This window comes from Hydrogenophaga sp. RWCD_12, from assembly GCF_046604225.1.
GTDB lineage: Bacteria > Pseudomonadota > Gammaproteobacteria > Burkholderiales > Burkholderiaceae_C > Hydrogenophaga.
In genome coordinates this window covers 833284-854862 of the sequence record NZ_JBKIXC010000002.1, presented here as the reverse complement: position 1 = coordinate 854862, position 21579 = coordinate 833284, and the positions used below count along the sequence as shown (strand labels likewise).

23 protein-coding genes are annotated in these 21579 nt (G+C 67.1%); 17 read left to right on the top strand and 6 right to left on the bottom strand.

The window, feature by feature from the left end; translation table 11 throughout:
* Positions 1-13: 13 nt before the first annotated feature.
* The 8 genes from ACLIJ1_RS11215 to ACLIJ1_RS11180 all read left to right on the top strand — a co-directional run bounded on the left by ACLIJ1_RS11215 (position 14) and on the right by ACLIJ1_RS11180 (position 8238).
* Complete coding sequence (locus ACLIJ1_RS11215; protein ID WP_411365590.1) at positions 14-1324, top strand: citrate synthase; 1311 nt, start codon at positions 14-16, stop codon at positions 1322-1324.
* A 216-nt stretch (positions 1325-1540) separates the two neighbouring features.
* Positions 1541-2482: a LysR family transcriptional regulator gene (locus tag ACLIJ1_RS11210; RefSeq protein ID WP_411365589.1), complete on the top strand. Its 942-nt coding sequence runs from the start codon at positions 1541-1543 to the stop codon at positions 2480-2482.
* 30 nt (positions 2483-2512) lie between these two features.
* On the top strand, positions 2513-3934 hold the full coding sequence (leuC, locus tag ACLIJ1_RS11205) for a 3-isopropylmalate dehydratase large subunit (RefSeq protein ID WP_411365588.1): 1422 nt from the start codon (positions 2513-2515) through the stop codon (positions 3932-3934).
* 32 nt (positions 3935-3966) lie between these two features.
* On the top strand, positions 3967-4260 hold the full coding sequence (locus ACLIJ1_RS11200) for a hypothetical protein (RefSeq protein ID WP_411365587.1): 294 nt from the start codon (positions 3967-3969) through the stop codon (positions 4258-4260).
* 11 nt (positions 4261-4271) lie between these two features.
* Positions 4272-4916, top strand: coding sequence for a 3-isopropylmalate dehydratase small subunit (gene leuD / locus ACLIJ1_RS11195; protein ID WP_411365586.1), 645 nt, complete (start codon positions 4272-4274; stop codon positions 4914-4916).
* A 23-nt stretch (positions 4917-4939) separates the two neighbouring features.
* Positions 4940-6007, top strand: a complete 1068-nt coding sequence (gene leuB, locus ACLIJ1_RS11190) for a 3-isopropylmalate dehydrogenase (protein ID WP_411365585.1) — start codon at positions 4940-4942, stop codon at positions 6005-6007.
* A gap of 183 nt (positions 6008-6190) precedes the next feature.
* Positions 6191-7687: a protein adenylyltransferase SelO gene (locus tag ACLIJ1_RS11185; protein ID WP_411365584.1), complete on the top strand. Its 1497-nt coding sequence runs from the start codon at positions 6191-6193 to the stop codon at positions 7685-7687.
* A gap of 104 nt (positions 7688-7791) precedes the next feature.
* Positions 7792-8238 carry an SRPBCC family protein gene (locus ACLIJ1_RS11180; protein ID WP_411365583.1) on the top strand — a complete coding sequence of 149 codons (447 nt, stop codon included), beginning with the start codon at positions 7792-7794 and terminating at the stop codon, positions 8236-8238.
* Here ACLIJ1_RS11180 and ACLIJ1_RS11175 read toward each other — a convergent pair.
* On the bottom strand, positions 8208-8993 hold the full coding sequence (locus ACLIJ1_RS11175) for a tRNA-uridine aminocarboxypropyltransferase (RefSeq protein ID WP_411365582.1): 786 nt from the start codon (positions 8991-8993) through the stop codon (positions 8208-8210). The genes ACLIJ1_RS11180 and ACLIJ1_RS11175 overlap by 31 nt on opposite strands.
* A gap of 23 nt (positions 8994-9016) precedes the next feature.
* On the opposite strand from ACLIJ1_RS11175, the gene ACLIJ1_RS11170 reads away from it, so the two are divergent.
* Positions 9017-9646 (top strand): MSMEG_1061 family FMN-dependent PPOX-type flavoprotein, encoded by a 630-nt coding sequence (locus tag ACLIJ1_RS11170; protein WP_411365581.1) that lies wholly within the window; start codon positions 9017-9019, stop codon positions 9644-9646.
* A gap of 36 nt (positions 9647-9682) precedes the next feature.
* Here the strand turns inward: ACLIJ1_RS11170 and ACLIJ1_RS11165 are convergent, their stop codons facing one another.
* Entirely contained in the window at positions 9683-11827 is a 2145-nt protein-coding gene (locus ACLIJ1_RS11165; RefSeq protein ID WP_411365580.1) for an Ig-like domain-containing protein, read from the bottom strand.
* Positions 11828-12112: 285 nt separating this feature from the next.
* Between ACLIJ1_RS11165 and ACLIJ1_RS11160 the strand changes: the two genes are divergently transcribed.
* A complete protein-coding gene (locus ACLIJ1_RS11160) occupies positions 12113-12655 on the top strand; it encodes a DUF4399 domain-containing protein (RefSeq protein ID WP_411365579.1) in 543 nt (180 codons plus the stop codon).
* Positions 12656-12924: 269 nt separating this feature from the next.
* Positions 12925-13416: a DUF1097 domain-containing protein gene (locus ACLIJ1_RS11155; RefSeq protein WP_411365578.1), complete on the top strand. Its 492-nt coding sequence runs from the start codon at positions 12925-12927 to the stop codon at positions 13414-13416.
* A gap of 48 nt (positions 13417-13464) precedes the next feature.
* On the opposite strand, the gene ACLIJ1_RS11150 is transcribed toward ACLIJ1_RS11155, so the two are convergent.
* Complete coding sequence (locus ACLIJ1_RS11150) at positions 13465-14130, bottom strand: SOS response-associated peptidase (protein WP_411365577.1); 666 nt, start codon at positions 14128-14130, stop codon at positions 13465-13467.
* 27 nt (positions 14131-14157) lie between these two features.
* On the opposite strand from ACLIJ1_RS11150, the gene ACLIJ1_RS11145 reads away from it, so the two are divergent.
* From ACLIJ1_RS11145 to ACLIJ1_RS11135, 3 genes are read left to right on the top strand one after another with little or no spacing between them, the layout of a single operon-like run.
* Entirely contained in the window at positions 14158-15357 is a 1200-nt protein-coding gene (locus ACLIJ1_RS11145; protein WP_411365576.1) for a Gfo/Idh/MocA family protein, read from the top strand.
* Positions 15354-16217 carry a peptidoglycan DD-metalloendopeptidase family protein gene (locus ACLIJ1_RS11140; protein ID WP_411365575.1) on the top strand — a complete coding sequence of 288 codons (864 nt, stop codon included), beginning with the start codon at positions 15354-15356 and terminating at the stop codon, positions 16215-16217. The genes ACLIJ1_RS11145 and ACLIJ1_RS11140 overlap by 4 nt, the downstream gene beginning before the upstream one ends.
* A gap of 28 nt (positions 16218-16245) precedes the next feature.
* Complete coding sequence (locus ACLIJ1_RS11135) at positions 16246-16530, top strand: hypothetical protein (RefSeq protein ID WP_411365574.1); 285 nt, start codon at positions 16246-16248, stop codon at positions 16528-16530.
* A gap of 85 nt (positions 16531-16615) precedes the next feature.
* Here ACLIJ1_RS11135 and serS read toward each other — a convergent pair whose 3' ends face one another.
* Genes serS through ACLIJ1_RS11120 form a run of 3 tightly spaced genes read right to left on the bottom strand, consistent with a single transcriptional unit; the run spans position 16616 to position 19372 of the window.
* The gene (gene serS / locus ACLIJ1_RS11130; protein WP_411365573.1) at positions 16616-17938 is read right to left on the bottom strand and encodes a serine--tRNA ligase; all 1323 of its coding nucleotides are present in this window, start codon (positions 17936-17938) and stop codon (positions 16616-16618) included.
* Positions 17939-17960: 22 nt separating this feature from the next.
* Positions 17961-18926: a 4-hydroxy-3-methylbut-2-enyl diphosphate reductase gene (gene ispH, locus ACLIJ1_RS11125; protein ID WP_411365572.1), complete on the bottom strand. Its 966-nt coding sequence runs from the start codon at positions 18924-18926 to the stop codon at positions 17961-17963.
* On the bottom strand, positions 18926-19372 hold the full coding sequence (locus tag ACLIJ1_RS11120) for an FKBP-type peptidyl-prolyl cis-trans isomerase (RefSeq protein WP_411365571.1): 447 nt from the start codon (positions 19370-19372) through the stop codon (positions 18926-18928). Before ACLIJ1_RS11120 ends, ispH begins: the two co-directional genes overlap by 1 nt.
* A 120-nt stretch (positions 19373-19492) precedes the next feature.
* On the opposite strand from ACLIJ1_RS11120, the gene radC reads away from it, so the two are divergent.
* The 3 genes from radC to ACLIJ1_RS11105 all read left to right on the top strand — a co-directional run bounded on the left by radC (position 19493) and on the right by ACLIJ1_RS11105 (position 21576).
* Positions 19493-20185 carry a RadC family protein gene (gene radC, locus ACLIJ1_RS11115; RefSeq protein ID WP_411365570.1) on the top strand — a complete coding sequence of 231 codons (693 nt, stop codon included), beginning with the start codon at positions 19493-19495 and terminating at the stop codon, positions 20183-20185.
* A 31-nt stretch (positions 20186-20216) separates the two neighbouring features.
* A complete protein-coding gene (locus ACLIJ1_RS11110; RefSeq protein ID WP_411365569.1) occupies positions 20217-20858 on the top strand; it encodes a Smr/MutS family protein in 642 nt (213 codons plus the stop codon).
* A gap of 64 nt (positions 20859-20922) precedes the next feature.
* Positions 20923-21576: a DUF4124 domain-containing protein gene (locus tag ACLIJ1_RS11105; protein ID WP_411365568.1), complete on the top strand. Its 654-nt coding sequence runs from the start codon at positions 20923-20925 to the stop codon at positions 21574-21576.
* The last annotated feature ends 3 nt before the right edge of the window (positions 21577-21579 follow it).

Sequence of the window (21579 nt, the reverse complement as noted above, 5' to 3'; positions counted from 1 at the left end):
TCAAGGAAACCGCATGAAACTCGTAGACAACAAAGCCACCCTGTCGTTCTCCAACGGCAGCCCCAGCGTCGAGATGCCGGTGTATGCCGGCAGCATCGGGCCGGACGTGATCGACATCCGCAAGCTGTATGCGCAGACCGGCATGTTCACCTACGACCCGGGCTTCCTGTCTACCGCCTCCTGCCAGTCCGCCATCACCTACATCGACGGCGACAAGGGCGAGCTGCTGTACCGCGGCTACCCGATCGAGCAGCTGGCCACACAGGCCGACTACCTCGACACCTGCTTCCTGCTGCTCAACGGCGAACTGCCCAACGAGAAGGAACGCGGCGACTTCCACAAGCTCGTGATCAACCACACCATGGTCAACGAGCAGATGCAGTTCTTCCTGCGCGGCTTCCGCCGTGACGCACACCCGATGGCCGTGCTGACCGGCCTGGTGGGCGCCCTGTCGGCCTTCTATCACGACAGCACCGACATCAACAATCCCGAGCACCGCCGCATCGCCGCGATCCGCCTGATCGCCAAGATGCCCACGCTGGTCGCCATGGCCTACAAGTACGGCGTCGGCCAGCCCTTCATGTACCCGAAGAACGACCTGAGCTACTCGGGCAACTTCCTGCGCATGATGTTCGGCACGCCTTGCGAAGAGTACAAGGTCAACCCGGTGCTGGAAAAGGCCCTGGACCGCATCTTCATCCTGCACGCCGACCACGAGCAGAACGCCTCCACCTCCACGGTCCGCCTGTGCGGCTCGTCGGGCACCAACCCGTTCGCCGCCATCGCGGCCGGCGTGGCCTGCCTGTGGGGCCCCGCCCACGGCGGCGCCAACGAAGCCTGCCTGAACATGCTGGAAGACATCCAGCGCCAGGGCGGCGTCTCCAAGGTCGGCGAGTTCATGGAGAAGGTCAAGGACAAGAACTCCGGCGTCAAGCTGATGGGCTTCGGTCACCGCGTCTACAAGAACTACGACCCCCGCGCCAAGCTGATGCAGGAAACCTGCAACGAAGTGCTGGCCGAGCTGGGCCTGGAAAACGATCCGCTGTTCAAGCTCGCCAAGGAACTGGAAAAGATCGCCCTGGAAGACGAGTACTTCGTCAGCCGCAAGCTGTACCCGAACGTCGACTTCTACTCCGGCATCGTGCAGCGCGCGATCGGCATCCCGGTCAGCCTGTTCACCGGCATCTTCGCCCTGGCCCGCACCGTCGGCTGGATCGCCCAGCTCAACGAAATGCTGGCCGACCCCGAGTACAAGATCGGCCGTCCGCGCCAGCTGTTCACGGGCTCGCCGCGCCGCGACGTGCCGACCGGGTTTAAACGATAACAAGCACACCCCTTCGCCGCCTGCGGCGTCACCCCCTCAAGGGGGCGCCTGCAGTGGCCCGGCAAAGCCGGTTCCACGCAGGCCTTGAACAAGCCCGCTCACCTGAGGTGTAGCGGGTTTTGTTTTTGCGGGGTCTGACATCGCCGATCACGACACCTCCACCCATTCAAAAGAGGGAAAATCGCCAAAGTCATCTTGAAGCACGATGACTTATCCATGAACGCCCCAGACCGCGCCTTCACCCGTCGACTTGACCTGACCACGCTGCAGCTGTTCGTGGCGGTGTGTGAACGCGGCAGCATCGGAAAGGCGGCCGAGCAGGAGTTCATGGCTCCCTCGGCCGTCAGCAAGCGCCTGTCGGACCTCGAATCCACCGTCGGCACGTCCCTTCTCATGCGCCACGCGCGCGGCGTCACCCCCACTCCTGCCGGCCAGAGCCTGCTGCACCATGCGCGCTCGGTGCTGTTCAGCCTCGACAAGATGCAGGGCGAGCTCTCGGAGTACGCCGACGGCGTGCGCGGCCATGTGCGGGTGCACGCCAACATCTCGGCCATCGTGCAGTTCCTGCCCGAAGACCTCGGCAGCTTCATCCGCGACCACGACGCGATCAAGATCGACCTCGAAGAACGCCTCTCGACCGAGGTGGTGCGCGCGGTGCAGGAAGGCGCGGCCGACCTGGGCATCTGCCACGTCGGCGCGGCGCCGCAGGGGGACGGACTGCAGACCTTGCCCTATCAACAGGACACCCTGGTTCTGATCGCGCCCGCACGGCATCCGCTGGCCGCCCACGCCGAGCTGCCGTTCGCCGCCAGCCTCGACTGGGACCACGTCGGCCTGCACGCCAACAGCTCGATCTACCGCGCGATGCACGACGCTGCCGTGCGCGAAGGCCGCAGCATCCGGCTGCGCATCCGTGTCAGCGGGCTCGACGCCATGTGCCGCATGATCCACAACGGACTGGGCGTCGGCCTGATGCCGCGCCGCGCCTTCGAGCTGATGCACGACGTCGGTGGCCTGGCCTGCATCCCGCTCACCGATGAATGGGCCACTCGCCACATCGACCTGGTCGCGCGCGACTTTTCCAGCCTGCCCGTCAGCGCCCGCCTGCTGGTGGACCACCTGTCCGCGCAGGCCGCCCGCACCGCCACACCATCCTAGAATTTCAGACCCACAGGAGAACCCCGACCCATGGCCCGCACCCTCTACGACAAGATCTGGGACGAACACGTCGTCCACACCGAAGAAGACGGCACCGCCGTGCTCTACATCGACCGCCACCTGGTGCACGAAGTCACCAGCCCGCAGGCCTTCGAAGGCCTGCGCCAGGCCGGCCGCAAGGTCTGGCGCGTCAGCTCGATCGTCGCCACCGCCGACCACAACACGCCCACCACCGGCTGGGAACAGGGTTACGACGGCATCACCGACCCGATCAGCAAGGAACAGATCACCACGCTGGACAGCAACATCCAGGAATTTGGCGCCGCCGCCTTCTTCCCCTTCATGTCCAAGCGCCAGGGCATCGTGCACGTCATCGGCCCGGAAAACGGCGCCACGCTGCCCGGCATGACCGTGGTCTGCGGCGACTCACACACCTCGACCCACGGCGCCTTCGGTGCGCTGGCACACGGCATCGGCACCAGCGAAGTCGAGCACGTGATGGCCTCGCAGACCCTGCTGGCCAAGAAGGCCAAGAACATGCTGGTCAAGGTCGAAGGCCAGGTCGCCAAGGGCGTGACCGCCAAGGACATCGTGCTGGCGATCATCGGCCGCATCGGCACCGCCGGCGGTACCGGCTTCACCATCGAGTTCGGCGGCAGCGCGATCCGCGCCCTGTCGATGGAAGGCCGCATGACGGTCTGCAACATGGCCATCGAAGGCGGCGCGCGCGCCGGCCTGGTCGCCGTGGACGACAAGACCATCGAGTACGTCAAGGGACGCCCGCTCTCGCCCACCGGCGTGGAGTGGGACCAGGCGGTCGCCTACTGGAAGACGCTGCACTCCGACGCCGATGCGGTGTTCGACGCAGTGGTCGAGCTCGACGCGACACAGATCCTGCCGCAGGTCACCTGGGGCACCTCGCCCGAGATGGTGCTGGGCGTCGACGCCCGCGTGCCGGACCCCGAAAAGGAAAAAGACGCCAGCAAGCGTGGCGCGATGGAACGCGCGCTGACGTACATGGCGCTGGAACCCGGCAAGCCGTTGGCCGACATCTTTGTCGACAAGGTCTTCATCGGCTCCTGCACCAACAGCCGCATCGAAGACATGCGTGAAGCTGCAGCTGTCGTGAAGAAGCTGGGCCAGAAGGTCGCCAAGAACATCAAGCTGGCGATGGTCGTGCCCGGCTCCGGTCTGGTGAAGGAACAGGCCGAGCGCGAAGGCCTGCACGAGATCTTCAAGGCCGCCGGTTTCGAGTGGCGCGAGCCCGGCTGCTCGATGTGCCTGGCGATGAACGCCGACCGGCTGGAGCCGGGCGAGCGTTGCGCCTCCACCAGCAACCGCAACTTCGAAGGTCGCCAGGGCGCCGGTGGCCGCACCCACCTGGTCTCGCCCGCGATGGCCGCCGCCGCCGCGATCCACGGCCATTTCATCGACATCCGCACCATCGCCTGACCCTGTTCCGAGCCCTTTTCAAGGAGTCCTCCATGTCCTCTCTCAAGCCCCTGAACCTCCTGGTCGCAGCCACCGCCCTGACGGCGCTGGCCGCCTGCGGCACCAACACCGTGCAAGGCGTCAAGCAGGACGCGCACCTGGTCAAGGAGAAGGCCATCGAAGTCAAGGACAAGGTGGTCGACAAGGCCATCGAAGTCAAAGACGTGGTCGTCGACAAGTCGCTGGAGGTCAAGGACAAGGCCGTCGAAGGCGGCAAGGCCGCTGGCCAGGCGGTCGGCTCCGGACTGGAGAAGGCCGGCGAAGCCGTCAAGGGCGCCACCAACTGAACACCCACACCATGCAGAAATTCACCATTCACCAGGGCCTCGTGGCCCCCATGGACCGCGAGAACGTCGACACCGACGCGATCATTCCCAAGCAGTTCCTCAAGTCGATCCGCAAGACCGGCTTCGGCCCCAACCTGTTCGACGAGTGGCGGTATCTCGACGTCGGCCAGCCCGGCGTGCCCGAGAGCAACCGCAAGCCCAACCCCGACTTCGTGCTGAACCAGCCGCGCTACAAGGGCGCCTCGATCCTGATCACGCGCCGCAACTTCGGCTGCGGCTCCAGCCGCGAGCACGCTCCCTGGGCCATCGACCAGTACGGTTTCCGCGCCATCATCGCGCCCAGCTACGCCGACATCTTCTTCAACAACTGCTTCAAGAACGGCCTGCTGCCTATCGTGCTGAGCGAGGCGCAGGTGGACCAGCTGTTCAACGAAGTCCACGCCTTCCCCGGCTACAGCCTGACCATCGATCTGGAACGACAGGTGATCGTCAAGGCGCAGGGCGAAGAGATCCCCTTCGAGGTCAACGCCTTCCGCAAGTACTGCCTGATCAACGGGCTGGACGACATCGGCCTGACGCTGCGCCACAAGGACAAGATCGAGGCGTTCGAGAAAGAGCGGCTGGCGACCAAGCCCTGGTTGGCCCACACCATGTAACCAAACTCCCAACGACAACACAAATGAAAATCGCAGTTCTCCCCGGTGACGGCATCGGCACCGAAATCGTCGCCGAAGCGGTCAAGGTCCTCAAGGCGCTCGACCTGAAGTTCGAGATGGAATCGGCCCTGGTCGGTGGCGCCGCCTACGATGCACATGGCCACCCGCTGCCCGAGTCCACGCTCAAGCTGGCCAAGGAAGCCGACGCCATCCTGTTCGGCGCCGTCGGCGACTGGAAGTACGACAAACTGGACCGCCCGCTGCGCCCTGAGCAGGCCATCCTGGGCCTGCGCAAGAACCTGGGCCTGTTCGCCAACTTCCGCCCCGCGATCTGCTACGAGCAGCTGGTCGGTGCCTCCAGCCTCAAGCCCGAGCTCGTGGCCGGCCTGGACATCCTGATCATTCGCGAGCTGACCGGCGACATCTACTTCGGCCAGCCGCGCGGCCGCCGCGAGGCCCCGGATGGCGAGTTCAAGGGCGCGCCCGAAGCTTTCGACACCATGCGCTACGCCAAACCGGAAATCGAGCGCATCGCCCACGTCGCGTTCCAGGCCGCGCGCAAGCGCAACAAGAAGGTGACCTCGGTCGACAAGGCCAACGTGCTGGAGACCTTCCAGTTCTGGAAGGACACCGTGATCGAGGTGCATGCCCAGTACCCCGACGTTGCGCTGGACCACATGTATGTCGACAACGCGGCCATGCAGCTGGTCAAGAACCCCAAGGCCTTCGACGTGGTCGTCACCGGTAACATGTTCGGCGACATCCTGTCGGACGAAGCCTCGATGCTGACCGGCTCGATCGGCATGCTGCCCTCGGCCTCGCTCAACAGCAAGAACCAGGGCCTGTACGAGCCCAGCCATGGCAGCGCGCCCGACATCGCAGGCAAGGGCGTCGCCAATCCCCTGGCGACCATCCTGTCGGCCGCGATGATGCTGCGCTTCTCGCTCAACCAGGAAGAAGCCGCCCAGCGCATCGAAGCCGCCGTGCAGAAGGTGCTGGCCCAGGGCCTGCGCACCGGCGACATCTGGAGCGAAGGCACGACCAAGGTCGGCACGTCGCAGATGGGCGATGCGGTCGTGAAAGCTCTGTAAGCGACTCCCCCCTGCGCCGCTGCGCGGCTTCCCCCCTCTCTGGCGCGCCTGCGGCGCTGGGAGGGGGGACGCACCCTGTGGCCCGGCGAAGCCGGTTCCACGGGTGCTTTGGACGCAGGCACGCGTCCCCCAAGGTTTTTGACGCCCACCCACAATCAGGCTCCCTTGTTGCGAGCCTGCGCCGTGCCCAATCCCCTCTTCCCCTTCGACAACCGTTACGCCCAGCTGGATGGCCTGTCCGTGCCGTGGCAGCCGGCCAAGGTACCGGCGCCACGTTGGCTCAGGTTCAACCATGCGCTGGCCGAGGACCTGGGGCTGAACACCAGTGCGCTGGACTCTGACGAAGGCCTGGTGGTGCTGGCGGGCAACCAGGTGCCCGACGGCGCGCAGCCCGTCGCACAGGCCTACGCCGGCCACCAGTTCGGTGGCTTCTCGCCGCAGCTGGGCGACGGCCGCGCGCTGCTGCTCGGCGAAATCATTGACCCGCAGGGACAGCGCCGCGACATCGCTTTCAAAGGCTCAGGCCGCACACCCTTCTCGCGCGGCGGCGACGGCAAGGCGGCCGTCGGTCCGGTGCTGCGCGAATACCTGATCAGCGAGGCCATGCACGCGCTGGGCATCCCGACCACGCGCACCCTGGCGGCGATTGCCACAGGCGAGACGATCTCCCGCGAACGTGCACTGCCTGGCGCGATCCTCACCCGCGTGGCCGCGAGCCACATCCGCGTTGGCACCTTCCAGTTCTTTGCCGCACGACGCGACACCGAACGCCTGCGCGTGCTGGCGGACCACGCGATCGGCCGCCACGATCCCGACCTTCTGAAGATGGCAGAACCCGGCGAGCGCTACCTCGCCTTCCTGGACGCGGTGGCGGCGCGGCAGGCGAAGCTGATCGCGTTGTGGATGTCGGTCGGCTTCATCCACGGCGTGATGAACACCGACAACATGACGGTCTCGGGCGAAACCATCGACTACGGCCCCTGCGCCTTCCTGGAGGCCTACGACCCTGAGACCGTGTTCAGCTCGATCGACAGCCACGGCCGCTACGCCTTCGGCAACCAGCCCGGCATTGCACAGTGGAATCTCACGCGGCTGGCTGAAGCCCTGCTGCCCCTGATCGACGACGACAGCGACCTTGCGGTGATCAAGGCCACCCAGGTGATCGAGCGGTTCCCTGACCGCTTCTCGCAGCACTGGCTGAATCTGCACCGCGCCAAACTCGGCCTGCGGGCGGACGGCGCCGATGACGAAGCGGACCGCACGCTGGCCAACGACCTGCTGCAACTGATGCACGAGCACCGGATCGACTTCACGCTCGGTTTCCGGCGCCTGTCGGCGGTGCTGCGGGGGCAGCCGGACGACCTGCGCACCCTCTGGGGAGACGACACCGCCGCGCTGGGCGCCTGGCTCGGCCGCTGGCAGGCACGCGTCCCGGCCTCCGGCGAAGCCGCGACCGAGCTCGCCGACCGCATGGACGCCACCAACCCGGTCTACATTCCGCGCAACCACCTGGTCGAAAATGCGCTGGACTCCGCCACCGACGCAGGTGACCTGAAGCCCTTCGAACGCCTGCTGTCCATCGTGAGCGATCCGTACACCGAACGCAGTGCCGACGCATTGGCCGCCCTGCCCGGCACGCCCGAGCAGACCCGCGGTTACCGGACTTTCTGCGGCACCTGAGCCAGCGCTGTCGAAAGCGCAACGGCTGCTTCGTCGTGGTGGGGTAGGCGCATTGGCCTGCCTGTTCGACGACACTGCGAGATCCAACCCGAAAGGAACCACCCATGAGCACCGGCACTGTCCGCCTGCACCGCGTCCTGCGCGCACCGCCCGAACGCATCTACCGCGCCTACCTCGACCCCGACGCCATGGCCAAGTTCCTGCCGCCCTATGGCTTCACCGGTCGCGTGCTGGAAATGGACGCCCGCGTGGGCGGCATCTACCGCATGCAGTTCACCAACTTCGGCAACGGCCAGACGCACGCCTTTGGCGGCAAATACCTGGAGCTGGTGCCCAACGAGAAGATCGTCAACACAGACATTTTCGACGACCCCAACCTGCCCGGCCAGATGATCACCACCGTCAGTCTCAAGGCTGTGTCCTGCGGCACCGAAATCACCGCTGTGCAGGAAGGCATCCCGGCCATGATCCCTGTCGAGATGTGTTACCTCGGCTGGCAGGAAACCCTGCAGCAACTGGCTCAGCTGGTCGAGCCAGACATCCCGGGCTGAGCCAGTGCCAGAAGCCTCTGCCGCGACGGGCTGTCGACCGGCAGCGGCCCCTGACCGCGGGCGCTCAGGTAGTGCTCGCTGAACAGGCCGAACCAGGCGTCCAGCGCCTCCGCGGCCCGTTCATCTCCCGCGAGGTCCAGGCACAGCGCGGCGATCTCGGCGGTGCAGAAGTGGTGGTCCTGCGCCGAGCGGCGCAGGCGGTAGCGCGAGGCCTGCTCCGGGTGCAGGCCCAGCACCGGCAGCCCGTCGAGGTACGGGCTCTTGCGGAACATCTTGCGCGCCTCCGACCACGTGCCGTCGAGCAATATGTACAGCGGCCGGCGGCCAGCGGCCTCTTCTTGCGGTGGAGGGCCGGACACCACGCGTCCCGCCGAGGTGTACTCCGGCGGGAACACGACGAAGGGCTGCCACTGCGGATCCTGCAGCAGCGCCAGCAATGCCGGGTCAACCTCCGTCCGTGACCACTGAAACGCCCAGGTATCGGCCACGACGTCGGCAATCAGCCAGCCGGTGTTGCTGGGCTTGAGCGCCTCGATGTCGCCCATCAGCAGGCAGAAGCCCGCGCGCGAGGGCTGGCTCGGGCGCCAGTCGCAGATGCAGTGTGGCGGCGGCAACCGGCAGCCGGTGCAGCGCAGCGGATTGGCGCCGCGCGCCACGAAGGGTTTGCTGGATGCGGCGATGCGCGTGGTGCGCAGGCGCGAGACGGCGTGACCCCGGTCGGGCTGGGGCTGTTGCTCTGGAGTGGGAAACGACATCCGTCAAATGTATGCTGCCCGGCATGAGCATCACCTCCCTCGCCGCCTTGCGCGCCCTGTACGACCCGGTGCGCGAGCGCTCGGCCAAGAAAGAAATTCCGCAACTGGACGCCCATGCGCGCCGCTTCATCGGCCTCTCGCCGATGCTGGTGATTGCCAGCGGTGATGCCGCGCACGGGCTGGATGCCTCGCCGCGCGGTGGCGCACCGGGCTTCGTGCATGTGGCCGATGCGCACACGCTGCTGATCCCCGACGCGCCCGGCAACAACCGGCTGGACACGCTGGAGAACATCGTGCGGGGCGGTGAGACCGGCGCGCCGGTCGGGCTGCTGTTCCTGATTCCGGGCGTGGACGAAACCCTGCGGATCAACGGCCAGGCCTGGCTCAGCGACGATGCGGCCGACCGCGAAATCTGCGCCGAAGCGGGCCGCGTGCCCAAGCTCGCGATCCACGTGGGCGTGCGCTCGTGCTACCTGCACTGCGCCAAGGCCCTGATGCGCTCGAAGCTCTGGGACGCTTCCCGCCAGATAGAGCGTTCCGCGCTGCCCAGCATGGGCGAGATGATGCGCGACCAGATCCGCGAATTCCGCGGCGACGAGGTGGTCGCGGAAACGCAGGAGCAGATGCTCGAGCGTTACCGCAACACGCTCTGAGCGCCCGCCCCTGCCTGGGTTTCGGGCGCCATGCGGTCAGGGAATGTAGTTCAGCGCTTCAGGCAACGGCAGCGTCACCGGCACCTCAAACAGTGGCCCTGCAGCCCCATCCGGGTCGATCACCACCGTGCCGTGGCTCTGGAAGAACACCGCGATCTGCGACTGCGCCATCACCGCAATCGTCGGCCCGGCGGGATTCGCCAGCCCGGTCAGAAAGGTGTGCGGATTCTTGCCGACCGCCGGGTTGGCCGCGTAGGCCAGATCGTTGCGGTAGTAGGTCGTCTGCGCTTGCAGGCCACCGGCGCGCACGATGGCGCTGCTGGTCGGATTGGGCACGGTCTGGTCGCCCTTGGCCATCTGCAGGATCACCGGCTTGGCCACGCTGCCCGGCAGCGGCTGCTGGCGGATCAGCGACGCATACGACACCGGGTTGCCCGCCTGCTGCACCCACTCGAAGCGGTCGAGCACCTTGGCGATCTCCATCGCCCCCGGCACGTTGTTGGCCACCGGCGGCAGGTCGCGCAGCGGCATGTTCTCGAAGAAGTTGAACGGCACCGGCAGCGCAGCCGACGGCGGCAGGTTCAACAACTGCGGCGTGCGCGTGGCGAGCGCCAGACCGGTCAGGCCACGGAACACACCCAGGCGAGCGACCTCGGTGATCGAGCCGCCCGGCACGTTCGGCACACCCGCCTTGATGTTAGGTTCGACACCCAGCAACATGGTGCCGTAGATGCCGCCGAAGGACTGGCCGGCGTAGTAGATGCGTTGCGGGTTGAGATCGGCGCTGCCGTCACCGTCGACGTCCATGCCGACCTCGACCTGGCGCACCAGCTGCATCAGGTCGACCACGGTCTGGCGCAGGCCGTCGCGGCTGCTGATGATGCTGCGCGGCGCGGCGGCGTTCACGCCTTCGGTGCTGTCGATCAGGCCATTGCCGTCCTGGTCAAAGCCGCGGCCTCCTGCCGGCACGCTCACCGGCGCTCCGGTGCCCTGGGTGATCGCCAGGGCGCCCGCTGCGCCACCGGCGTGTCCCACCACGTTGATCGACAGCGTCGCAATGCCGCGCGAGGCGAACACCGAGGCCACGGTCCACGGCGCACCGTACATGCTGTCGGTGAAACCGTGGCCGAAGATCGCCACCGGCCAGCCGCCCGCGGGCTTGTCGCCGGCCGGCAGGAACAGCTGGAACACCAGGTTCTGCGTGCCCTGCGGCACCGGGCGCCCGTGCAGCGTCGGCGTGGCAGGCATGTACTGGCCCGCGGTCTGGTAGTTGGGCGAGCTGTACTGGCCGTAGGCCAGCTGGCCTACCGCGCCGGGAATGGCCTGCAGCGCAGGCAGTGGCACCGGCTGCAGCGAAAACTCTCCGGCACCCGCACCGGTCTGCCGGTTGAACAGCACACTTGAGATGCCCGACACCGGGAACACGGCGCGCACCGTGCCGCCGCTGTTCGAACCGATCAGGAAGCTGGCCGGCGCGGGCGTGCTGGCCTTGATCTGCCGCATGATCTTCACCAGGTCGCCGGTCGCACTTTGCGTGGTGAACAGCGAAGCCGCCGCCACCGACAACCCGCGCCCCAGACGCACGCCGTTGGCGGCATCCCGCGACTCGCGGTCGTGGTCGCCACCGCGCTTGTCGAAGCCATGCAGGCCGCGCATCTCCATGCCGTCGCCGCTCTTGATCCGCTTGCCACTGGCATCGCGCACGCCGTTGGTCACCACCAGCACATAGCGCGAGCGCTCGGCCAGCAGCGCGTCCGGCTCGAACACCAGGGTCTTGGTCGCTGCATCCCAGAGGACCTGGTTGATGCCCACCTTTTCACCGAAACCGCGCAGGGTCTGCGTGTCGCCAAGGTTGACGAGGAACACGGTGTCGCTGTTCACCGTCGACAGGTCGATGTCGCCGGTGAAGGGCACGGTGATGCGCGGCTGGGTCGAGAAGCCGTCGAGCGTGTTGATCACGTCGATGTCCTGGCAGTCACTCACGCGCACTGTGCAGTCGGGCTTGGGCAGGTTGACGCGGCGGAAGGTCGCGTTGCCGAAGTCGGGCACCGTGTAGCGGTTGCTCGGGAACGGGCGGGCGCTGTCGTCGCTGCGCACCGACACGCCGTCGGCCCAGACGGCCACCGGGATCAGCGCGAACGACAGGACCGCCGTGAGACGGCGGGCGTGAAAAGGCGTCATCTGAAGTCTCCTGATGGTGACCACCCGAGCGGGGAGGTCTTTGGTGTGAAGTTCCGCACGCCGTTGTACGCCGGTCGTGTGACAAGTGCCAGAGCTCTCCGCGTTTTCCCTGAGACCAGAACCCGGTAGCGCGTCGCCATGGCGACCCACCGGGTGCGTGCTGGCAACGGGTCTGGGCCATATCCCCCAAAGACCCCGTCCGGATGTATCCATGGGTAAAGCCTGCTTTGCAGCGCGGTCACCCTCCGTATGCTGGCGCTTCCAACAGCCCATCAGGAGAGAACCTTGTCACCCTTCCGCCTCACCCTCGCCAGCACCGTTGCCGTCATCGCTCTCGCCGGCTGCAGCCACGGCATGCAGCACGACCACGCCGCCATGCACGGCACGATGCACGGCGCCATGGACCCCAATGCCGCGGCCACCGCACCCGCCAAGGTCACCGCGAGCACGCCGGTGCTGGCCAGCGGCTACAAGAAAGTTGAATCACCGGCGGCAGCCAAGCTGTACTTCGTGAACCTGTCCAACGGATCGGTGGTGAGCAGCCCGGTGAAGGTGGTCTTCGGCCTCAGTGGCATGGGCGTGGCACCCGCGGGCATCGAGAAGGCCGGCACCGGTCACCACCACCTGCTGGTCAACGTCAACGAGTGGGACGCCAACGCGCCGCTGCCGGCCAACGAAAACTTCCGCCACTTCGGTGCCGGCCAGACCGAGGTATCGCTGGACCTCAAACCAGGACAGCACACCCTGCAGCTCGTGCTGGGCGACCAGAACCACATCCCGCACCACCCGGTGGTCATGAGCGAGCGCATCACCATCACGGTGAAGTAGTCCCTTGTGCCGACCACAGCGCTGCCGGCTGTGGTCTTTTTTCGTCACGCCCTGTTCCGTTCGCGCACACACGGTGTGGCAGAAAGCGGGCCGCGGTACATGGTGCAGCGCGTCATGTACCGCGGCGGTTTTCCGCTCTTTCCCCAATCAAATCAGCAGCGTTCTCAAATTGATCCATGCCCGCATGGCATGGCACGGGAATTGACTCGTTGGTGACACCTGCTTCCCACAAAAGCGGGTGACTTCCAACCACCAACGAGGAGACATTCATGAGTTTGTTGTTTGCATTGGCCCTCTCCATCGGCCTGCTCGCCGTCGTCGCCACCTGGCTGTTCCTGGGTCCGCTCGCGGCCTTCCACATGCAGGTCTGGCAGGCCTTCGTGGCCTGGGCGAGCTTCTTCCACAACGGCGGCAAGGGTGATGGGCTGGTCAAGACCGTGGTCTGCATGTCCTTTGGCGCCGTCGTGGGCATGGCTTCGGTGATGCTGATCGGTCAGCTCGGTGCGCTGGGTGGCCTGGCCGCACCGGTCGCCGTGGGCATCGGCGCCGCGGTCATCGTGCTGGCCGCGCACATTCCGGTGCTGTCCACCATTCCGTCGAGCGTCTATGGCTTTGCCACCGTGGCCGGCCTGATCCTGCTGGGCAAGGACATGAGCCCGACCGCCGCCATCGTGCCGACCATCCTGTCGATCGTCGTGGGCGCACTGTTCGGCTGGCTGTCCGAACAGGTGGCCGGCAAGCTCACCAAACCCGCGGCCTGACGCAGCCTTTCCCCCGCGCCGCCGCCCCGGTGAGGGGTGGCGGCGTTTTCATTTTTTCTGCACCGGATTGGCGGTCATCCAGTTGGCCGGGTAAGCGCGCAGGAACTCGCGCGCCTTCTCGGGGTGGCCTGCGTTGAGCCAGGCGCTGTAGCCGCCTTCGTTGAGGATCGCCGGCATGCGCTTCTCGGCGCCGGGCTGCTGGTAGCGGTGCATCAAGGCGTGGCTGTTGGCATTCACGCTGAGCAGCGTGAAGCTCACAATCTCCGCCCCGTCGCCGCCGACCCAGCGTTCCCACACACCGGCCACGCCCATGGGCCGGCCATCGACCCGGGCGATGCGCGTGGGCACCGCCTTGCCACTGCGCCAGTCGTCCTCGAAGAATGCCTGCATCGGCACGATGCAGCGCTGCCCGGCCAGCCAGGCCTCGCGAAAGTTGTTGGACGTCGTCAATGTCTCACTGCGCGCGTTCACCAGCTTGGGCGAGCGCAGCTTCGCATCCGACGCCGACTTCACCCAGCGCGGCACCAGGCCGAACTGACCGGTCACGCGCTCCAGCATCGGCCCGGCCGCCTCGGCCTCATCGTGTGCCCGACGGATCAGCGCGCCCGGCTGGCGCGGCCAGAGCTCGCGCCCCAAGGGTGTGTCCGGCGCGGGCACGCCAAACACGTCGGGGTACAGGTGGTCGGGGTGAAGCGTCTCGAAATGAACTGTCATGCGATCGATGGTAGAACACGCCCCACCATGTCCTCTGCTTCTATTTCGGCCCCGGCCACTCCAGCCCCCAGCCTCAACCCTGTGGTGGCCCTGCTCGGCCGGCGCCTGCGCCTTGCCGTGATCGGCGGCGGCGCCGGCTCGTTCATCGGACCGATGCACCGCCAGGCCGCACGCCTGGACGACCGCTATGAGATCGTGGCCGGTGCGTTGTCGTCCGACCCGCAGCGCTCGGTCGCTGCAGGCGTTGCGCTCGGTCTGGCACCCGACCGTTGCCATCCCGATGCCCTGACCCTGATGGCCGCCGAGGCCGCACGTGCCGACGGCGCCGAGGTTGTGGCGATCATGACCCCCAACGACAGCCACTTTCCCTATGCCATGGCCGCCCTGAACCACGGCTTCGACGTGATCTGCGACAAGCCGATGACCAACACCCTGGCCGAAGCCGCACAGCTGCGCGAGAAGGCGCAGGCCAGCGGCCGCGTGTTCTGCCTGACACACAACTACAGCGGCTACCCGATGGCGCGGCAGGCGCGCGCGATGGTGGCCGACGGCCAGCTTGGCGACGTCCGGCTGGTGCAGGTCGAGTACGTGCAGGGCGGCCGCGCCAAACCCGGACCGGGCCGCACCGCCTGGAAGACCGACCCGGCGCGCGGCGGTCCGTCGCTGGTGATGGGCGACATCGGCACCCACGCCCACCACCTGCTGCGCTTCGTCACCGGGCTGGAGGTCGAACAGCTCGCGGCCGAACTGGGCTGCGTCGTGCCCGACCGCACGGCGCACGACTTCGCCGGCGTATTGCTGCGCCTGCAGGACGCCGCACGCGGCAACTTCTGGGTCACACAGGCCGCCGCTGGTGTCGAGAACGGTCTTCGCATCCGCGTCAGCGGCTCGCGCGGCACGCTCGAATGGCAGCAGGAACACCCGCAGGTGCTGGACTTCAAGCCACTGGACGCACCCGCCCAGCGCCTAACCCCGCGCGGCCCCGGTACGCTGCCGCTGGCACAACGCAGCACCCGTGTCGCAGCCGGTCACCCCGAAGGATTTCCCGAGGCCTTTGCCAACCTCTACTCGGACGCGGCCGAAGCGATTGCCGCGCGCCGCACGGGGCAGACGCCCGATCCGCTGGCCCTCCACTTCCCCAACGCGCACGACGGCTGGATGGGCATGCGTTTTGTCGACGCGGTGATCCGTTCGGCGCAGGCGGGTGGCGCGTGGACCGACGCATGAAAGCAGCCACACCAGATCGCCGCAACGTCCTGGCGAGCATGGCCGCGCTCTGGGCAGGCACGCTCTGGCACACCCCAGGCCGTGCAGCCGCTGAGGGGGACGCTCGGTGGCCCGATGCTTCGGCCGTCCCCGGCGGCGTGGCACTGCTCCCGCTGGGCCCCGCCGCCAACCGCCCCATGGCCTGGTCCGACGATGCAAGGCTGCTGGTCGTGGGTTCGCCCGCCGGCTGGACCGCGCTGGTCGGCATTCCGCTGTCGGCCGTCCCGGGCCCGGCGCGGATCGCGGTGGAAGGTGCCGATGGCGTCCGGCGGGTGGTGAGCCACCAGATTGCGCCCAAGACCTACGCGCAGCAGCGCCTGAAAGTGGCGCCACGCACCGTCGAACTCTCACCGGATGATCTGGCCAGGCATGAACGCGAGCGCGCGCACCAGCAGGCACTGATGGCGCGTTTTTCCGACCCCTTGCCGACCGACCTGCGCATGCAAGCCCCGGTGAGCGGCACCCGCTCGAGTTCGTTCGGGCTGCGTCGTGTTTTCAATGGTGAAGCACGGCAGCCACACAGCGGCATGGACATCGCAGCCGGCACCGGCACGGTGGTGCGCTCGCCTCTGGCGGGCGAGGTGGTCGACACCGGCGACTACTTCTTCAACGGCCAGACGGTATGGATCGACCACGGCGGCGGCGTTTTCTCAATGATGTGCCACCTCAGCCGCATCGATGTGCGCGTCGGCGACCGACTCGCCCAGGGGCAGTCGCTGGCGGCCGTGGGCGCCACCGGCCGCGTCACCGGCCCGCATCTGCATTGGGGTGTGGTTTTGAATCGCGTTTCGGTCGATCCGGCGTTGTTTATTCACGCCTGAGCCCGATTTCGACCCGGTCCGTGGAGCGATGGGCGCGGTCGCCACGGCAAAATCGATTGGTCAGTCCCCGATCATTCTTTCCTGCCCGGAGTTGCCGTTGTTCCGTCCGCTGCTTTGCCTATCCGCCGTGGCCGCGCTGACGGCCTGTGCCTCCACCGAGCAGCGCTGGGCCAAGGAAGGCGTCAGCGATTTCGACACCGCCAACTTCATCTCGGAATGCAAGTTCCAGACGGGCCTGGCCAAGATCAAGGGCGACCAGGCCGAGGAACTGCTCAAGCACTGCATGCAGGCGAAGGGCTTTCGGCTGAGGTGACCCACCCCCGCGCCGCCTTCGGCGTCACCCCCTCAAGGGGGCGATGCCTGCGGCCCGGCGGAGCCGGTTCCGCGGCATCTCTGGATCAAATGCCTGCGCCGATGCGCTCTGCGCCGCCCATGTAGGGGCGCAGCACGTCGGGCACGGTCACGCTGCCGTCGGCGTTCTGGTTGTTCTCCAGCACCGCCACCAGCGCGCGGCCCACGGCCAGGCCGGAGCCGTTGAGGGTGTGCACCAGTTCGTTCTTGCCCTGGGCGTTCTTGAAGCGGGCCTGCAGGCGGCGGGCCTGGAAGGCTTCGCAGTTGGAGACCGAGCTGATCTCGCGGTAGGTGCCCTGCGCCGGCACCCAGACTTCGAGGTCGTAGGTCTTGCTGGCACCGAAGCCCATGTCGCCGGTGCACAGGCTCATCACCCGGTACGGCAAACCCAGCTTCTGCAGGATGGCTTCGGCGTGGCCGGTCATTTCCTCCAGCGCTTCGTAGCTCTTCTCGGGGTGAACGATCTGCACCATCTCGACCTTGTCGAACTGGTGCTGGCGGATCATGCCGCGGGTGTCGCGCCCGGCGCTGCCGGCTTCGGAGCGGAAACACGGCGTGTGCGCCGTCATCTTGATCGGCAGGTCGGACTCGGCCAGCACGGTGTCGCGCACCACGTTGGTCAGCGTCACTTCGCTGGTGGGGATCAGGTACAGCGCCTGGGTGTCGGGCATTTCTTCGCCCTCCTGCCCGCCCTTTTTCACGGCAAACAGGTCGCCTTCGAACTTGGGCAGCTGGCCGGTGCCGCGCAGCGTCTCGCCGTTGACGATGTAAGGCGTGTAGCACTCGGTGTAGCCGTGTTCCTGCGTCTGCGTGTCCAGCATGAACTGGGCGAGCGCGCGGTGCAGGCGGGCGATCGGGCCGCGCATGAAGGTGAAGCGCGAGCCGGCCAGCTTGGCGCCGGTGTCGAAGTCCAGACCCAGCTTCTCGCCGATGTCCACGTGGTCGCGGACCTCGAAGTCGAACGTGCGGGGCGTGCCCCAGCTGCGCACCACCACATTGCCGTGTTCGTCGCCGCCCACCGGCACGCTTTCATGCGGCAGGTTGGGCACAGCCAGAAGCAGGCCCTGCAGCTCGCCCTGGATCACCTCCAGCCGCGTGGCCGAGGCTTCGAGTTCTGCCTTCATCTCGCCCACCTGTGCCATCGCGGCATCAGCCTCGGCGTGCTGTCCCTTGCCTTTGAGCATGCCGATCTGCTTGGACAGGCTGTTGCGCTGCGCCTGCAGGGCTTCGGTGCGGGTCTGCAGCGCCTTGCGTTCGTGTTCCAGCGCCTGGTAGGCAGACACGTCGAGGTAGGGCTGCGGGTTCTTGCGGGTTTCCAGGCGCGCCACCACGGCGTCCAGGTCTTTGCGGAGTTGGAGGATGTCTAGCATTCGACGATTGTAGGTAGCGGGTTCAGTGAATATGGTCGATGGCGCCGTCGCCATCGATCTTCAGGCCCTTGGGCAGCGGGAACTTCACGGTTTCGGTGATGCCGTCGAGCTTGCGCACCGAGATCGCGCCGAGTTCGCGCAGGCGCTCGATCACCTGCTGCACCAGGATGTCGGGCGCCGAGGCGCCGGCCGTCAGGCCCACGCGCTGCTTGCCCTCGAACCACTCGGCCTTCAACTCGCCCGCGTTGTCGACCATGTAGGCCGTCGTACCCAGGCGGTGCGCCACCTCGCGCAGCCGGTTGCTGTTGCTGCTGGTCGGGCTGCCGACCACGATCACGATATCCACCTGCGGGCTCAGCAGCTTGACGGCGTCCTGCCGGTTCTGCGTGGCGTAGCAGATGTCCTGCTGCTTGGGTTCGCGCACCTTGGGGAAGCGCGCCTTGACGGCGGCCAGGATGCCGGCCGTGTCGTCCACGCTCAGCGTGGTCTGGGTCACGACCGCCAGCAGTTCGGTCTGCCGCGGAGTCACCTTGGCCACATCGTCGATGTCCTCGACCAGGTGAATGCCCTCGCTGAGCTGCCCCATGGTGCCCTCGACCTCAGGGTGGCCCTTGTGGCCGATCATGAGGAACTCGTAGCCTTCCTTGAACAGCTTGGCGACTTCGACGTGCACCTTGGTCACCAGCGGGCAGGTCGCGTCGAAGATGCGGAAGCCGCGCTGTTCGGCTTCCTTCTGCACCGCCTGGCTCACGCCGTGGGCCGAGAACACCAGCGTCGCGCCGGGTGGCACCTCATCCAGGTCTTCGATGAAGATCGCGCCCTTTTCCTTCAGGTCGTTGACAACGTACGTGTTGTGCACGATCTCGTGGCGCACATAGATCGGCCGTCCGAACTTGGCCAGGGCGCGCTCGACGATCTCGATCGCGCGGTCGACGCCGGCACAGAAGCCGCGCGGCTCGGCCAGAAGGATGTCCTGCAGCGGTGCCATCACAGAACTCCGATGACCTGGACTTCAAAACTCACCGGCTGGCCGGCCAGCGGGTGGTTGAAGTCGAACCGCACCGCGCCGTCGTCGGCCACCTCGACAGCAGACCCGGCGTAGCTGCCCAGACCATCTGGCGTCGGGAACTGCACCACGTCGCCCACCGCGTATTTCTCATGCGGGTCGCCCAGCTGGTTCAGCAGCTTGCGGGCGACCCACTGGACCATTTCGGGCTGGCGCTCGCCAAAGGCTTCGCCGGGTGCCAGTTCGATGGTCGTGTGCACGCCCTCTTCCAGCCCGATCAGGTGCTGTTCGATGGCGGGCGAGAGTTCGCCGGCGCCCAGGCTGAGCGTGGCGGGCTGGCCCTCGAAGGTGTTGATGATGACCTGGCCGTTGGGACCCGACATGCGGTAGTGCAGGGTCAGGAACGAACCTTCTTGGATGTGCGGCATGGACAAAAGGGGGATGAAACACGGGCTCGGAAGGCACCTACGCACGGAAAACGCCCGATCCGTGACCGCCCGACAACAACCCGTATTGTAAAAACCGCCCAGACCCAGGGAGCACACCACATGAATGGCCTTGCCGCCACCGGACTCAAGAGCCTGCCCGCCGACGCGCGGCCCCGTGAAAAGCTGCTCGCGCGCGGCCCCGGCGCACTGGGCGACGCCGAGCTGCTGGCCCTGCTGCTGCGCACCGGCATCAGCGGCAAGCACGTGATCCAGCTCGCCCAGGAACTTCTCGACCGTTTCGGCGGCGTCGGCGGCCTGTTGCACACCGGCGCCGATGCGCTCAAGGTCGTCAAGGGTCTCGGACCGGCCAAACGGGCCGAGGTGGTCGCCGTGCTGGAGCTCGCCCGGCGCGCGCTGGCGCAAGAGCTGCAGCAGCGCCCGCTGTTCGACAGCCCGCGCGCAGTGCGCGACTACCTGCAGCTGCAACTGGGCGCCCGCGCGCACGAGGTGTTCTGCGTGCTGTTCCTGGACAGCCAGAACCGCCTGCTGGCGCTCGAAGAACTGTTCCGCGGGACCCTCAGCCAGACCTCGGTCTATCCGCGGGAAGTCGTGTTGCGCGCCCTGCATCACCACGCGGCCTCGGTCGTGCTCGCGCACAACCATCCCAGTGGCGAAGCCCGGCCCTCGCGCGCCGACGAAGCGCTGACACAGTCGCTCAAGGCGGCGCTGTCGCTGGTGGACGTGCGCGTGCTCGACCACTTCATCGTGACCCGCGACAACGCGGCATCGATGGCAGAGCTCGGTCTGGTCTGAAGGCCTTTGCGCCTGCGCGAGAATCCGGGCCATGAAGGTCCGCTCGCTCGCAGAACTCAAGTCCGTGCAAAAGGTGATCGCCCAGCGGGTGGCCGCCGAGACGGCGGCGCGCGAAGCCGAACGACTGCGGGCCGTCCGGCTGGACCGCGAGAAGCGCCTGTTCGAGCTGGCTGTCGGGCCGGTGAAGCCGCTGGCCACCCACCGGCGCGTGGTGCACCCGCTGACGCCGGTGCCGCCCGAGCCCCGGCAGCGCCAGCTCGACGAAAACGCGGTGATGCGCGAAGCGCTGTCGGACGAGTTCGACGTCGAGACCCTGTTGCACACCGACGAGCAACTGAGCTACCGCCGCCCCGGCCTGGGGCCGGACGTGACCCGCAAGCTGCGCGAGGGCCACTGGAGCATCCAGAAGCACATCGACCTGCACGGGCTGCGCACCGACGAGGCACGCGAGGCGCTGGGCAAGTTCGTCCGCGAAGCCCACCACCTGGGCCTGCGCTGCGTGCGCGTGGTCCACGGCAAGGGGCTGGGTTCGCCCGGGCGCACGCCGGTGCTCAAGGGCCGCGTGCTGCGCTGGCTGGTGCAGAAGAAGGAAGTGCTCGCCTTCGTGCAGGCGCGGCCGGCCGAGGGGGGAGCCGGCGCGCTGGTGGTCCTGCTCAAGCCGGTCGGACGCTGACAGCACTGGCAGCGCCGGCACGGCCGGCTATAGTGCGGGCGCCAACATCAGGGAGCCCTTTGCCATGCGCCTTCGTCTTGCCACGACATTGCTGACCGGTCTCGGGACCGTTGTCCTCTCGTCATCCAGCGCCTTCGCTGCAACCATGTACAAGTGCAAGAACGCCAGTGGTCAGATCGTCTATTCCGACACCGACTGCCGGACCGACCTGCCGAAGGTGACGATCCGCCCGCCCGAGCCAAAGAAGGAAGCCGTTGCGCCGGCAGCCCCTGCGGCGCCCGTGGCCCGCGTGGACAGGCTGACCACGGCGGTGGTGGAAGGCGTGATCCAGCGCAGCCGGGAAAACAGTGACCGTGGCGATTACGCCAGCGACTGCGCCCTCGCAGCGCCCGACCTGAGCTTCACGCTCATCGACCGCAGCAGGGCACCGGAAACCAAGAGCACCGGCGGGCGCGACGAGCTCTGCAAGCTGCAGCGCGAGTCGGCGAATGCGATGCGCTCGGCCGGCCTGGGTTCACAGAGCACCGTGACGCAGCTGCAAATCCAGGTCAACACGGACGGCAGCCAGGCGACGGCCAAGTACCTGATGAACACCCGCATCCTCGCCAACGGGAGCCCCGTCATGGGCATGCGCTGCGAGAACGACGACGTCTTTGCGCTGTACGACGGCAAGGTGCTGTTCAAGCGTGCCTTGTCGACCTGTACCCCGGTGCGGTAAGCC

Coding starts and splice junctions, on each gene's coding strand:
- ACLIJ1_RS11135 (WP_411365574.1), top strand. CDS start 16,246: ATGGGCGCGGTCGCCACGGCAAAATCGATTGGTCAGTCCCCGATCATT.
- ACLIJ1_RS11210 (WP_411365589.1), top strand. CDS start 1,541: ATGAACGCCCCAGACCGCGCCTTCACCCGTCGACTTGACCTGACCACG.
- ACLIJ1_RS11145 (WP_411365576.1), top strand. CDS start 14,158: ATGTCCTCTGCTTCTATTTCGGCCCCGGCCACTCCAGCCCCCAGCCTC.
- radC (WP_411365570.1), top strand. CDS start 19,493: ATGAATGGCCTTGCCGCCACCGGACTCAAGAGCCTGCCCGCCGACGCG.
- serS (WP_411365573.1), bottom strand. CDS start 17,938: ATGCTAGACATCCTCCAACTCCGCAAAGACCTGGACGCCGTGGTGGCG.
- ispH (WP_411365572.1), bottom strand. CDS start 18,926: ATGGCACCGCTGCAGGACATCCTTCTGGCCGAGCCGCGCGGCTTCTGT.
- ACLIJ1_RS11105 (WP_411365568.1), top strand. CDS start 20,923: ATGCGCCTTCGTCTTGCCACGACATTGCTGACCGGTCTCGGGACCGTT.
- ACLIJ1_RS11150 (WP_411365577.1), bottom strand. CDS start 14,130: ATGACAGTTCATTTCGAGACGCTTCACCCCGACCACCTGTACCCCGAC.
- ACLIJ1_RS11170 (WP_411365581.1), top strand. CDS start 9,017: ATGAGCATCACCTCCCTCGCCGCCTTGCGCGCCCTGTACGACCCGGTG.
- ACLIJ1_RS11155 (WP_411365578.1), top strand. CDS start 12,925: ATGAGTTTGTTGTTTGCATTGGCCCTCTCCATCGGCCTGCTCGCCGTC.
- ACLIJ1_RS11140 (WP_411365575.1), top strand. CDS start 15,354: ATGAAAGCAGCCACACCAGATCGCCGCAACGTCCTGGCGAGCATGGCC.
- ACLIJ1_RS11215 (WP_411365590.1), top strand. CDS start 14: ATGAAACTCGTAGACAACAAAGCCACCCTGTCGTTCTCCAACGGCAGC.
- leuC (WP_411365588.1), top strand. CDS start 2,513: ATGGCCCGCACCCTCTACGACAAGATCTGGGACGAACACGTCGTCCAC.
- ACLIJ1_RS11180 (WP_411365583.1), top strand. CDS start 7,792: ATGAGCACCGGCACTGTCCGCCTGCACCGCGTCCTGCGCGCACCGCCC.
- ACLIJ1_RS11200 (WP_411365587.1), top strand. CDS start 3,967: ATGTCCTCTCTCAAGCCCCTGAACCTCCTGGTCGCAGCCACCGCCCTG.
- ACLIJ1_RS11120 (WP_411365571.1), bottom strand. CDS start 19,372: ATGCCGCACATCCAAGAAGGTTCGTTCCTGACCCTGCACTACCGCATG.
- ACLIJ1_RS11110 (WP_411365569.1), top strand. CDS start 20,217: ATGAAGGTCCGCTCGCTCGCAGAACTCAAGTCCGTGCAAAAGGTGATC.
- leuD (WP_411365586.1), top strand. CDS start 4,272: ATGCAGAAATTCACCATTCACCAGGGCCTCGTGGCCCCCATGGACCGC.
- leuB (WP_411365585.1), top strand. CDS start 4,940: ATGAAAATCGCAGTTCTCCCCGGTGACGGCATCGGCACCGAAATCGTC.
- ACLIJ1_RS11175 (WP_411365582.1), bottom strand. CDS start 8,993: ATGTCGTTTCCCACTCCAGAGCAACAGCCCCAGCCCGACCGGGGTCAC.
- ACLIJ1_RS11165 (WP_411365580.1), bottom strand. CDS start 11,827: ATGACGCCTTTTCACGCCCGCCGTCTCACGGCGGTCCTGTCGTTCGCG.